At 41.4% G+C, this 13,007-nt stretch carries 13 protein-coding genes; 5 read left to right on the top strand and 8 right to left on the bottom strand.

What is annotated here, in order from left to right; genetic code table 11:
• Nucleotides 1–225: 225 nt before the first annotated feature.
• A complete protein-coding gene (locus ABN764_RS03985) occupies nt 226–1,203 on the bottom strand; it encodes an arsenic resistance protein (protein WP_446670997.1) in 978 nt (325 codons plus the stop codon).
• A gap of 260 nt (nt 1,204–1,463) precedes the next feature.
• Between ABN764_RS03985 and ABN764_RS03980 the strand changes: the two genes are divergently transcribed.
• The 3 genes from ABN764_RS03980 (at nt 1,464) to ABN764_RS03970 (ending at nt 4,065) form a co-directional block, all read left to right on the top strand.
• On the top strand, nt 1,464–2,474 hold the full coding sequence (locus ABN764_RS03980) for an aldo/keto reductase (protein WP_446670996.1): 1,011 nt from the start codon (nt 1,464–1,466) through the stop codon (nt 2,472–2,474).
• Nucleotides 2,475–2,515: 41 nt separating this feature from the next.
• Complete coding sequence (locus tag ABN764_RS03975) at nt 2,516–2,932, top strand: SRPBCC family protein (RefSeq protein WP_138186114.1); 417 nt, start codon at nt 2,516–2,518, stop codon at nt 2,930–2,932.
• 125 nt (nt 2,933–3,057) lie between these two features.
• Entirely contained in the window at nt 3,058–4,065 is a 1,008-nt protein-coding gene (locus ABN764_RS03970) for an aldo/keto reductase (RefSeq protein WP_446670995.1), read from the top strand.
• Between the two features lie 115 nt (nt 4,066–4,180).
• Here the strand turns inward: ABN764_RS03970 and ABN764_RS03965 are convergent, their stop codons facing one another.
• A complete protein-coding gene (locus tag ABN764_RS03965; protein ID WP_446670994.1) occupies nt 4,181–4,696 on the bottom strand; it encodes a TetR/AcrR family transcriptional regulator in 516 nt (171 codons plus the stop codon).
• A gap of 114 nt (nt 4,697–4,810) precedes the next feature.
• Here ABN764_RS03965 and ABN764_RS03960 point away from each other — a divergent pair, with 114 nt between their 5' ends.
• Nucleotides 4,811–5,764, top strand: a complete 954-nt coding sequence (locus ABN764_RS03960; RefSeq protein ID WP_446670993.1) for an alpha/beta fold hydrolase — start codon at nt 4,811–4,813, stop codon at nt 5,762–5,764.
• A 313-nt stretch (nt 5,765–6,077) separates the two neighbouring features.
• On the opposite strand, the gene ABN764_RS03955 is transcribed toward ABN764_RS03960, so the two are convergent.
• From ABN764_RS03955 to ABN764_RS03940, 4 genes are all read right to left on the bottom strand, one after another.
• Nucleotides 6,078–6,425, bottom strand: coding sequence for a GNAT family N-acetyltransferase (locus ABN764_RS03955; protein WP_446670992.1), 348 nt, complete (start codon nt 6,423–6,425; stop codon nt 6,078–6,080).
• Nucleotides 6,426–6,568: 143 nt separating this feature from the next.
• Nucleotides 6,569–8,311 (bottom strand): Rieske (2Fe-2S) protein, encoded by a 1,743-nt coding sequence (locus ABN764_RS03950; RefSeq protein WP_446670991.1) that lies wholly within the window; start codon nt 8,309–8,311, stop codon nt 6,569–6,571.
• Nucleotides 8,312–8,530: 219 nt separating this feature from the next.
• Nucleotides 8,531–8,713: a DUF4177 domain-containing protein gene (locus ABN764_RS03945; RefSeq protein WP_065293471.1), complete on the bottom strand. Its 183-nt coding sequence runs from the start codon at nt 8,711–8,713 to the stop codon at nt 8,531–8,533.
• A 178-nt stretch (nt 8,714–8,891) separates the two neighbouring features.
• A complete protein-coding gene (locus tag ABN764_RS03940; RefSeq protein ID WP_446670990.1) occupies nt 8,892–9,410 on the bottom strand; it encodes a TetR/AcrR family transcriptional regulator in 519 nt (172 codons plus the stop codon).
• Between the two features lie 17 nt (nt 9,411–9,427).
• Here ABN764_RS03940 and ABN764_RS03935 point away from each other — a divergent pair, with 17 nt between their 5' ends.
• On the top strand, nt 9,428–10,546 hold the full coding sequence (locus tag ABN764_RS03935) for an alpha/beta fold hydrolase (RefSeq protein ID WP_446670989.1): 1,119 nt from the start codon (nt 9,428–9,430) through the stop codon (nt 10,544–10,546).
• 362 nt (nt 10,547–10,908) lie between these two features.
• Here ABN764_RS03935 and ABN764_RS03930 read toward each other — a convergent pair whose 3' ends face one another.
• Nucleotides 10,909–11,373, bottom strand: a complete 465-nt coding sequence (locus tag ABN764_RS03930; RefSeq protein ID WP_446670988.1) for a MarR family winged helix-turn-helix transcriptional regulator — start codon at nt 11,371–11,373, stop codon at nt 10,909–10,911.
• Between the two features lie 65 nt (nt 11,374–11,438).
• Nucleotides 11,439–12,893 (bottom strand): alpha/beta hydrolase family protein, encoded by a 1,455-nt coding sequence (locus ABN764_RS03925; protein ID WP_446670987.1) that lies wholly within the window; start codon nt 12,891–12,893, stop codon nt 11,439–11,441.
• Nucleotides 12,894–13,007: the final 114 nt, after the last annotated feature.

The raw sequence follows: 13,007 nt of genomic DNA, 5'->3' as shown, positions 1-13,007 counted from the left end.
TTGTCGAACTATCACTACAGAACGAATCCAGTCCACAGCATCGAAAGTCCTGAACACAAGAGGAGAACATCCAATACATATCGGAATGAGGCAATACTCATACGCTCCACCACTCCCTTGGCAACGAACGTGCCGAGCATGAAAGAGGTACCTATAATGACAGATGTTTAGATGAAAAAGGCAGCCGATCGTTGCTGTCCGGCCGCCTCTGTCCTCAATCTATATTTATATTCCCTTTACATCTCGGTAAATAAAATTAGGTACTACTTTTATATACATAAGCTCCGCTATCAGTTCAATAATGGTCTGGGTTACGATCACAGACGCTGCTATGGTAGCCATCTCCCCTGGCAAGGTAAGCGCAAGAGGAAGTACAACAAGCGAATTGCGTGTTCCAGCACTGAAAATAAGTGCTCTCCCCTCTGAAGGACCTATACGAAAAACAGCCGATATGATTCGTGAAAATACCGGAGAAATGATATGGAATAATACATAAATGGGTATAACAGCAATAATCACATCAAAATCCTTAACGACCCTATCAATTTGAGAGCCTATCACCATGAAGAGAACAAGTGCCATAAGCGGGACAGGCAGCCATGCGGTAAAGTCCAGTGTTTTCATGCCGCGTGGATTTCTTCTGGCTACATATTGAATGAGTAATGCAAAGCATAAAGGAGCAATAATTAAGTAAACAAATGCTTCAACAAATGGACCGACTCTTACGATCTCAGATGCCTCAGCACCTATGAATAGCCACAGATAAATAGGCAGCATAATCATTTGGACAACAAAAAGTATTGGAGTAGACGCAAGAATTAGCTTTTCATTCCCTTTGCCCAATTGAGTAAAAACAATGACATAATCGATACATGGAGTTAGCAGTACCAAGCAAACTCCAATCAGAACAGATCCAGGCTGAGGGAAAATCTGAATTAATAGGAGTACAAGCAATGGAATTAAGATAAAATTCACAAGCAGTAAGGCTCCTATGAAACGTCTTTTCCTGAGTGCTTCTCCTAATTTCAGAAATGGAATTTGACAAAACATGCTGAATAAAAGGATTGCAATCGCTAATGAAACCAAGGGTTCTAGCAAGCCTCCTAAGCGTGGACTGACTAAGCCCACTCCCCCTCCTACAAGTAATGTCACTGCATACACGCCGATTTGGTTCTTTTCTAAACTTTCCCTTGAAAACACCAATACATTCTCCTTTTTATACGAATTATATCATAACTATTTTTTTATATAGTTCATCATATCACTGCCTGCTATATGGTGCACAAAGTAAGTTAATCATGTATTACAAAGTTGTATAGGTTACTTTTTAGTCCCTATGTTACTACAAAGTGCGTACTTCTCTTTTTAGTCTCCATGATCAATAATCAATCTTGTCAGTATCGTTTACTGATTCATCAGTTTTTCAATTCGATGCAGAACAAATCTTAGGAGGGTTTATTCAAATGAGAAATATACTGCAAGGTAAACTAGGTTTTGGTACTGCACCGCTAGGTAATATGTACCGGAACATCCCGGAAGAAGAAGCAATCGCAACAGTAGATGCGGCTTGGGAAAGTGGCATTCGTTACTTTGACACTGCTCCTCTTTATGGATCAGGGTTGGCAGAGATTCGTCTTGGCGAAGCACTGTCGAAAAGAAATCGTGATGAGTATGTGTTGAGTACAAAAGTAGGTCGAATTATTTCGGATGAATTGGAAGATCCATCTGCACGTGATTTAGGTGAAAAAGGTGGGCTTTTCGAATTCGGCCGTAAAAATAAAATCATCAATGACTATAGCGCGGATGCAACCCTTCGCTCGATCGAGGATAGTTTGAAACGTCTACAAACAGATCGTATCGATTTTGTATATATTCATGATGTAGCGCAGGACTTTTATGGGGATGAGTGGCTTTCGCAATTTGAAACAGCACGAACAGGTGCATTCCGTGAGCTTACACGTTTGCGTGAAGAAGGCGTCATTAAAGGTTGGGGACTCGGCGTAAACCGAGTAGAACCAGTAGAACTCTTGTTGGATTTGGAAGAAGTAAAACCAGATATAACACTGCTGGCTGGACGTTACTCCTTGCTCGACCATGAGCGTGCACTGCAACGGTTAATGCCTTCGGCTGTAAAACACAATATGGACATTGTTGTTGGTGGTCCATATAGCTCTGGGGTTCTTGCTGGAGGTACACACTTCGAATATCAAAAAGCATCTCCTGAAATTATGGCAAAAGTCGAAAAAATCAAAAGCATTGCAGAACGTCATCAAATCAGCATCAAAGCGGCTGCTTTGCAATTTTCACTGGCGAATCCGGCGGTTGCCGCTGTCATTCCTGGTGCTAGCCGCCCTGAGCGAATTGCAGAGGACAAAGCTGCCTTGAACACAGTAATTCCGGCAGCGTTCTGGGAAGAAATGCGCGAACAAAACCTGGTGGCATCTGATGCACCGCTGCCAACTAATACGAAATAAAACACGAAATAATATACGAAGGTAAAAGGAGAGGAATCAATATGGCACACACTTCGACATCGATTAAAATCTCTGCTTCACCTGAGAAAGTATGGCAATTAATCGGAGGATTTGACTCTCTTCCAGACTGGCTACCGTATATTCCAAGCAGTGAAGTCACTGAAGGTGGACGAGTACGCCATCTGGCTAATCCGGATGGTGACACGATTGTAGAACGCTTAGTGGCATTCAATGAGAAGGAGCGCTACTACACTTATGCCATTTTGAAGGCACCATTCCCGGTTACGAATTATGAATCTACACTTCAGGTTAAAGAAGATGCTGACGGCAAATCATCGTTGATTGAGTGGTCTGGCAGCTTCACACCTGTTGGGGTTAGTGACCAAGAGGCTATCGATTTGTTCCATGGCATCTATAAAGATGGCTTAGAGGCCTTGCAACAAGCATTTCTAGGTTAAATATTTATGAAGTGAATTATTGCACCAGGCGATGAAATGACTTATTTGATTAGTCAGCATGATTGATTTCTGTATCCATTCATGCTGACTAATCTATTTTATATTGAATCAGGAGGATACCTAAAATGAGAAATATACTGCAAGGCACACTTGGTTTTGGTTCGGCACCACTAGGTAATATGTACCGGAATATCTCAGAAGAAGAAGCGATAGCAACTATAGAGGCTGCTTGGGAGAGTGGCACTCGTTACTTTGATACAGCCCCCTCTTATGGAGCAGGCTTAGCAGAGATTCGCCTTGGCGAAGCACTATCGAACAAAAATCGTGATGATTACGTGATAAGCACCAAAGTAGGTCGAATCATCTCGGATGAACTAGAAGACCCAGCTGCACGTGATTTTGGCGAAAAAAGCGGGATTTTCGAATTCGGCCGTAAGAATAAAATCATCAATGACTATAGCGCGGATGCAACTCTTCGTTCTGTCGAGCAAAGTTTGAAACGTTTACAAACAGATCGTCTGGACATTGTTTACATTCATGATGTAGCACAAGACTTTTACGGCGATATGTGGATTTCGCATTTTGAAACTGCCCGAACAGGGGCATTCCGTGCGCTTTCTCGTTTACGTGAAGAAGGAGTCATTAAAGGTTGGGGACTCGGCGTAAACCGAGTAGAACCAATCGAACTCATGCTGGAATTGGAAGAAGTGAAGCCAGATGTATCCTTGTTAGCTGGTCGGTACACATTATTAGACCACGAGCGTGCGCTGCAACGGGTAATGCATGCAGCTATAAAAAATAATATGGACATTGTCGTCGGTGGCCCATATAGCTCTGGTGTTCTTGCTGGAGGTACCCACTTCGAATATCAAAAAGCATCTCCAGAAATTATGGCAAAAGTCGAAAAAATCAAAAGCATTGCGGATCGATATCAAATCAGCATCAAGGCTGCTGCTTTGCAATTTTCACTAGCTAATCCGGCAGTTGCTGCTGTCATTCCTGGTGCTAGTCGACCTGAGCGAATTGCCGAAGACAAAGCTTCCTTGAATACAGTAATTCCGGCAGCGTTCTGGGAAGAAGTGCGCGAACAACAACTGGTAGCACCCCATGCGCCACTACCAATCAACGTGTAATAAAAAGGAGTGTCTTAACGTCGAAATTGGCACGTTGAGACACTCCTTTTTTGCCCCGTAAGCAGTAATGCCACGAGTTCACTTTTCAATTTCTATTTTGGTAGCAGCCATTTTCTTATACTCTATTTTGTAAAAACTGTAAACATATACTTGCTAATTCAGCGGGAGATTCTTTTGCTCCATTCTCTATCCATGTGTAAAGCATTGACCAAAATATGCCAGTAGTAAACGCATTTGCATAAATTGCAGTGATATGATTAAATTCTTTGTCAGTTAAATAATTTTTATTAAGCTTAGGAACATACCTTTTATATTGCTGAAAAATATATAACATTAATTCGTTGTTATACATAAGTTTAAGAAATGTTAAATGATTACTCCAAAATAAAAAATGATTATGAATTAGCACTTCATATGTAGAAGAAAAATAATTTTCTTGAAAGGAGGAATACTCTAAGAATAATAAATTTATAGATTCTTCAAGCACTTCTTCTTTATTCTTAAAATATCTATAAAAGGTTTTTCTTCCTACGCTAGCTTCCTGCGTTATTTGGGTAACAGTGATTAGTGTAAATTCATATTTTTCCATCACAGAAAATAGACCATTAATTATATCTTCTTTTTTCCCCATTTTTTCTCCTGACACACCTTCTATCAATGTGTTTCCATTGATTGCAAATCAATTATTTCATATATAGACTATACTTATATGACACATCTGTGTCAACGAAGGTAGGGAGATAAAATGTATAATTACAGCAAATGGTATACCATAAATGGTGTTAACCAATATGTTCAAGTAGTAAGTACTAATTTGGATAATCCTATTTTAATATATTTACATGGCGGACCTGGTGATGCAGCATTACCTCTTGTTGAGCATTTTAATTCAGGTTTATCCGAAAACTATACTTTAATCATTTGGGAGCAAAGGGGTGCTGGGAAGTCATACTATAGGTTTAGAGAAGATGAACATATTACTATTAATGATTTTGTTCTTGACTTGAAGGTCTTAATTGAAAAACTACTTGTTGAATTCAAAAAAGAGAAAATATGCTTAATGGGACATTCATGGGGAAGTATTATTGGAATGAAATTCATTATTTCTTATCCCGAATTGATACATTTTTATATTGGAGTTGGACAAGTTATTTGTTCGCAAAAAATGTTTAAAAAAAGTAAGGAATACATTGTAAATCATATTGATAATCATCGTCTTAAATACAGAATTTCTTCTCTAAACACAAAGTTTAATCAAGATAATTGGTATTCTGATCTAATGTTTTTTATGAGTCAACTAATCAAGCAAGGTGTTTCTCTTTATGGAAAAAGTACGTATTTTTCATTATATCGCTATTTTATTTTTTCCAAAAACTATTCATTAATGGATTGTGTAAAACGACTAAAAGGTTCTGAGCAGTCCATAGTTAAGCTATGGCACGAAGTATCAGAAATTGATTTTTCTGCTTATGAAAATTTTAGGGTTCCAATCGCTTTTATCGAAGGTGAGTATGATTATCATGTTTCCTCCGAAATAGTTTTTGATTTTTATCGAAGTATTACATCTCCTAAAGTCTATTTCAGTATAAAAGACACCGCCCATTTTCCCCAGTGGACAAGGTCTGACACCTTTAATTTAATTGTAAATTCTTTTAATAGTTCTATTTTTTCAAACAGTAATGAAATAAAGGAATTCTAGTACTATATTCAAATTAACATGAAACGGTCTCCAAAGAGGCCGTGTATATTGCAGTTGGTATTCGTGAAGATGGTTCTCAGGACGTATACCATTGCTCCAACCGAATCGGCCTATGTATCCTCGATGTCATATTGGCTTTGACCGAGCACGTGCTGGACTCCAAGCTATGTTCAGCACTAGAGGATAATAGTATGAGTAATCCCTGCAATAACATTGGGTTGTGTAATCTTGTTCTTAATAAACTGCAGATTTTTATCCCCAGGTATTGAATCTATCATTTGGATTCAGTCCTGTCATTGTTACATCATCCCCTTTATGTATCATTTTTTATTCTTTCGTATCCTGCTTTCTCAAAAGCATTCCGCATCGGGATATTTTCCACATCCGTATCGGCAAAAATTCTCCAAACTCCAAGTTCTTGCAATACTCTTGTTGACCTTAAAAGCAAATCATTAATAAATCCTTTTCCACGGAACTTAGGAATGACACCTATATAATGTATCGTCCCTTCCATTAATCCATTCTTCTCACAACCCTTAAATACAACAGGCTGGATAACTCCTACAATTTCTCCATTATAGTAGGCCAGTTCCCACCATTCTTTATTGTATTGAAAATACTCCTCATCTACGTTACAAATGTTCTCCACGAGTTCAAGCACGTTTCAATTCCTCCTTAGGTTCAATAAAACTGCTTCCTCGCTACAGTTATAGTTATCTTAGTTCAATAAACCATCGGCAGTATAGAACTTTATTGATACGGTCTAAGGCTGCCGATGGCTTTATATTCGGGCCAGTCTAACACTCATTCTTCTTCGAACAATTTCTCTCCTCGATGGAGCCTCCATGCGATTGTCGCCGTATGAGGAGTCTCACGTGAGGTAGGAGCATGCGCCGCTAAATAACGGGTAACCGCAAGAATCAGTGTTTCACGGGCTTTCTCTGCGAACGTTCCCGACTCGGAAGCCCAACGGTCATATTCTGCTACGGCCGCCTCGTACATCTGGAAGGAGTGGAATTCCGCATCCTCTCGAAGCAGCGCATGCCCCAATACATTAAATAAAGGCTCCGGCTTCCCGCCGTTGCGCAGATATCGGATTACCCATTCCGCTGCCGGCGCCACCTGTTGCTGCTTGTCGAGAATCTCAAGCAGCTCGGCGGGTTGCGGCACTTCCTTGGTCGCACCAGTTGCAGACGGTCTCGGAGCCGCTGGGATGTTCAAAAACCGATCAAGGTAAATCGTAGCCGCTGTATGAAAAATCCCACGAACCAACCATGGGTTGGCGGAACGGATCAAACCTTCGTGAACAGCGTGAGCGTGCGTAAACGTGTGCAGCACCGAAATCCAGTCTCCGAAATCGTTTTGCATATGAAACCGGACAACCCGTTCAGCCGCTGCCAATGTGGCAATTTGCGAGATTCGAACCGGAGAGGCGCCATTGAGTAAAGCTTCCTTCAGCATGCTAACCGTCCTGAGCGGATCGTCTCCGAGTAGAGCTAAGAGCAGTTCCTCTTCATCGATGCCAGATTCCTCCCTGCTATCAAATGCAATCCCCTTATTAGACAGCTCCTCGAACGCTTCTTTTAATGGCTGAAGCAAATTGATCGGAGATTGCCAGCTATGAAGCTCTTCGCTTCGAGATGCGCTTCCAAACATCGGAACGAGTGAAGAAAGGACATAATTACGCTGCTCTTGCCCGACATACTTCAAGCTCTCAAATGCTTTATTATGAAAATCCAGTGTATGGCCTCCGTTAATATAGAAGTGATCCGTTGCCGCCATGCTCATCATTGAGAATAATCGCTTCTCATCCGCCCCTGCCTTCACGAGGGTCAGCAGCACCCTTTCCGCGCCTTGCGTATCCCGAACTTCGATGCAATCACGATACCATTCTGTTAACCGTTCTTCGGAAACACCTGTATTAGGGAGCGAATCGAGCAAGAAGCGGGTTCCACTTCTGGCAAAGTCGCGCGCCGTATGTAGCAAGCCTTGAAATAACGCAAGAATTCGACCTTGTTTATCAAGCTTAGGTAGGATGTTGACCATCGCAGTCAGGATCGTTAATCCAGATCCCCACCCTTGCCTGCGTTGTTTGACTCCTATTTCGATCCCGATTGCAGCGATTTCTGTCTCGGGAACGCCAGCTTCTATTAATCCGACTACGGCCTTGGCTATGACAAGGCCAATATTTTGCTCAATGCCACTCAGAAGTCGGTCTTTATACCGTTGAACTTGATTGCCGTTCCGGGAATTCGGGTTGACCCAAATGAATCCTTCATTAACGGTTATATCGTGCACAGGTACATCATCCGCCCAAGGGTCAAGCGTTCCTCCACTGCATACGTCAAACCGCGCATGATGCCAATGACATGTCAAAATTCCATTGCACACACTTCCCATGTGAAGCGGAAAACCAAGGTGAGGGCACCGATTGTCAAGCGCATGCACTCTATCCTCGTGATAAAAAACAACGATGCCGCCCTTGATTAGCTTCGATCCCCGCTCTCTCAGCTCATCTACCGTACCAGCCTGAATCCAACCATTCATGAAAACGCCTCCATTTTCAATATCAGATGACTCCCATATTTAGGATATCTTATTTCCGACACTTTTGAAACATATTTGTTTAGAAAGTCGATATTATTTTTTTACGCCTTAGGTCATAACCTTTTCCCTAATGGGCCCTCACCATCTGTAGGCTGGAATTCTTCAATATATAAAAAAATAGACTATCGAACAGCGATAATCTATTTCCCTCTTAGCTATTTATGCTTTTTTCTCAAAGATGATTTCGAAACTCAAAGTAGACGCCCCATGATATGGTGGGATAACTTGAACTAAGCGCCAGCCGTCCTTAGCATGTTCGTGGATGATCTCTTGTACCTTAGTTTCTACGTTTTTTTGCGACGACAACCCAATCTTTACTTTCTCAAAATGATACGTATACATGTATGTATCCTCCTCGTGAGCCCCCTGCTTGATATACTCAGTCTAACACTTTATTTTTCAGTCTAGTACTTTCATTTTTTTACATTGCTGTTCACAAACAAGGGTACCTTTGAGTCGTTTAACAGCATAAAATATGTTTCATTACATGGTTAATGTAGTCTAAATCTCATATTTTCACTTATGAAATTCGGTCAAAAATAAACTTTTGCATTTGATAAGCAAGGTCAATCGCATGTTCATCCTTGCCATGTTGTAAAGTCCAGTGCAACAATACCATGGCGTTTGCCGCATACAAGCGGGACAGATATTCCATTGATATAGCCGGCGCCGTAACTTCCTTTTCCAGAAAGGATAAACAAGTTTGATATAAAATCTTCTCGAATTCCACATGCAAATCCGCCGAAGGTACATGTACGTTTAACAGTGTGGAAATTTCGGCATTTTGCTTAACCGTTTGTTCGACGATCATTTCGATGACTTCAGCCACATTGCCTTGTTTCATAGAGTCAAAACGCCGCGATATTTCTTGCTCGAATGAAGCCGCATGCAGTTGAACAAGTTTCTCCAGAAGATCGTATTTATCGATAAAATGGCTGTAAAAAGTGGATTGGCGTACATATCGTTCGATTTCGTACGCAAAGAACTTTTTTGCTTGTTGCTGGGTAAAGCCCCTTCCAATAAGATGGCCTTGTAACAACGAAAAGGAGGGATTGTATGTTTAAACAATATGTTGCCAATGAACAATTCAATTTGCAAATCAACCGTTTTTTAAATGATTACTATCAGGATGACGAGCGGGCAAACAGCGATTTGCAAGGAATAATTGCAAGATTGAAGGACATGAACACCTGGTATGAATCTTGGCTGGAATATGCGATTATGCGGGAAGAACGCCAGGATTATGATCTGGCTTCCGTCTATTATCAGGCTGCTGAATTTTATCTGAATCCGTCGAATCCGGCTAAAGAGAATATGTATCAAAAATACCGCGAGACTTTCTACAAAGGTTTCCATGATTTTAACTATGAGTCCTATCAAATTCCGTATGACCATTCCTATCTGCCAGCAATTAAATTGGTGACGCCTGGCGCCAAGCAAACGCTGCTCGTATTTGGCGGATATGATTCATACATGGAAGAAATGGTTAAAATGATGAACTTCATAAAAGGAATTAACTATCATATTATTGTCTTTGACGGTCCGGGACAAGGTACGGCACTTAAAAACGGCTTGAAATTCATTCATAACTGGGAAAAGCCGCTTGCAGCGGTTATCGATTACTTTAAAATCGATCGCGTAAGCATCTTGGGGGCTTCATGGGGCGGTTATTTGGCGATGAGGGCCGCCGCTTTTGAGAAGCGGATCGATAAAGTGATTGCGTTCAATATTTTCTATAGCGGTCTGGATGCATTGAAGATTCGAATGCCTGAAGATGTCTGGAACAAACTGAGCACGCTTTTGGATGCCAATGAAGCTGATCAAGTTAATGCCATGATCGAAAACATGATGAAGGAAAGCATCGATTTGAGCTGGAAAGTCATAAAAGGAATGGAAAACACGGGTGAGAAAACGCCGTTCGCTCTGCTCAAAAATTTCGAGAAGCATACGATGGCGGGGATTGGCTCGTTTATCAATCAAGATGTATTGCTGCTGGCAGGAGAGGATGACCAGTATGTTCCGATCAGCCGACTGCCGCAAATTCAAAATGAACTATGCAACGCAGCGTCCATCACGACGAAGGTGTTCACCAAAGAGACGGGCGGCGAGCAGCACTGCCAGGCCGGACATCGCGATTTGGCTTTCAACGAAATGATCAAATTTTTGCAAGCGTAATGCTGGATTCACCTAGTATAGGATGAGGCAGCCTTATATAGGGCTGCTTCTACGCAGCATATCATACAGATTAGGAAAAAATTGCTCTTAAAAGCAAGTCGTTAATAAATCCTTTCCCACGGAAATTAGGAATGACACCTATATAATGAATCGTCCCTTTGAAAATATTCTTCGTCTACGTTATAAATGTCATCCACGAGTTCAAGATGACTCTCCGGTGTGATGTGTTTTTTACCCTTAAGTTCATTAAACCCTGCTTCCTAGCTACAATGAAAGTCTATTGACTGATTGATGTTAATTCTAGAAACAGGCGGACACCCTGCCCCGAAGGAGGCGGCTGTTTTGAAACAATAACGTTCTTACTACAACTCCTCCTGTTTCTTTGCTTGCATTTTCGATATTTTGACCAATTTCTGAAGAGTGCTATGAACCGCTTCGAGGTCATCCATGCTCACCTTGGAGTAATAATCTCTTACCAGCAACTCATCGATTCGGTACAACAAAGCGGAATATTCCAGACCGCGTTCCCCTAATCGGATCAGCGCTTCCCTTTTATTTTCTGGATTCGTCCAGCGAACGATCATTTTTTGTTCCTCGAGTTTGGGCATAACGTGGCTGACGGCACTCATCGATACGTCCAAATATAAAGCGATTTGTCTCGCCGTTACGGGCTCATTACGGATGATATAGTACATAATGAACTCCTGCTGCGGGGTCAGGTGGAAATGTTCCAGTTGTTTCGCTTCCGCTACCTCCCTTTGAACGATCGCCGTGAATTGCTCAAAGGCTTGATTGATTTGTTCTACTATTTTAAGATAATCTTGCATCGCCGCACCTCAATCAATAAAGTTACCTGTAGCATAAAAAAGTATTTCGATTTCGTCAAATCATACTAGTTCCTCTTTCTATTCGCTTCATAGTCATAAAACTGATTTACATGCTCCTCTTTCAACAACAAGGGATCAATCTCTTCATTCATAACATAATGATTAAAGTAAGCTACAATGTAGCGATTCATCACTTGATGAAATTCTTCTATATCGATCCCCTTCGACAACAGCGGCGATAAAAATGGAAAATCGGAAAAAGAATAATGATCTCCGGCATTAAAAATAAGTTGATAAGTATCTGCCCTAATTCCCTCTCTAAAGTGATAATCCGCAAGCTTTTTAATTTGACTATGATATTGCCGGAATTGCTCTGGCGTGATAGATGTATATTTAATTTCCTCATCGTCTAAATCCAGATAGTCTTTATTCAAAATAAACATAAATGGCCGGTCGAGCCCTTTGCTTGCTACCGGTTCATGCAATGGGCCGTCTATGTTGACCCCCGCCAAAATTCTTGCATCGTTCAATAACGACTGAGCAGCGGTTGAACCCCCGTAGGAGTGCCCAAAAATACCGATTCGTTCCATGTCCAGTTTGCCGGTGAACAAACCTTCGGGATCCCACTCATTCAATACCGTCAATTGATCGAGGACAAACGTCATATCTTCCGATCTTGCCCTCACATTTCGTTCATCTTCGATCGTAAATGAATACGAATAAGCATCGGCCTTACTCAGGACTTCTCGCCCATCGGGAAATTGCGTAAAGGCCGCATCAATCATATGATCCACACTGACAACGATATAGCCATGGCTGGCCAGTTCCTCCATTTGAGAAAAGCTTTGCATTCTCGTGCTGCCAAACCCATGGGAAAATAACAGGATGGGGTATCGGTCTTGCTGATTGGACACGGCAATATCTTGTATGCTGTTGGTTCGGCCATATTTGAGATAGTCAAAAAAGAAGCGGGGCGTAGAAAAAAGAAATTCCATAGTTCCTGCCCATTCTGCATAGGGAAAGGATTGGTAACGGATAGGTTGTATGTCGTCATTGATTTCGGCGGGATACCATATTTGGATCATGAGCTCTTTTCCTACTCGCTCCGGCAAAGCGGCGTTCGTTCGAGATTCTTCAAGCAAGTGTCTAGAGCTCATCCCCACTTCGAACGATCCGGTTGGCTTAGGAAGTTGGAATACGGGAATCAATGTTGCAGGAGCGACGCTGCCGAACGCATACAGAATGAGCAGCAAGGCGTATAAAAGTTTTTGTGCTTTCCTTTTTTTTCTGTTCTCTGTTTTATCTTTCCTTCGAAAATATAGCATAAACGTGACTACAGTCAGAACAACAAACAAAGTATAGGTCACCGCCATCTGCCAGCGATAACCTTCTGCTGCCAGATGAAGAGTTAACAGAACGAATGCGGCTATATTGGCACTTATTTTGATTTTGGCATCCGCCCTGAGTGAAAAAGAAAACAACCAAGCGATATGAACAAATATCAGAACTCCTTCAAACAACCTCACTCATTTCATCTCCTTTTTAAAATGAAGTAAATCTTTCTAATCAACCCTCTTGCAAATTAGTTTACTTTAGTAAAGTAAACTATAATTCAATATTATCTATTTATTTCC

Origin of the sequence: Paenibacillus wuxiensis, assembly GCF_040195695.1 — a bacterium.
Classification (GTDB): domain Bacteria; phylum Bacillota; class Bacilli; order Paenibacillales; family Paenibacillaceae; genus Paenibacillus_B; species Paenibacillus_B suaedae.
Note: the sequence above shows the minus strand (reverse complement) of the source record. Positions and strands in the feature narration are given on the sequence as shown.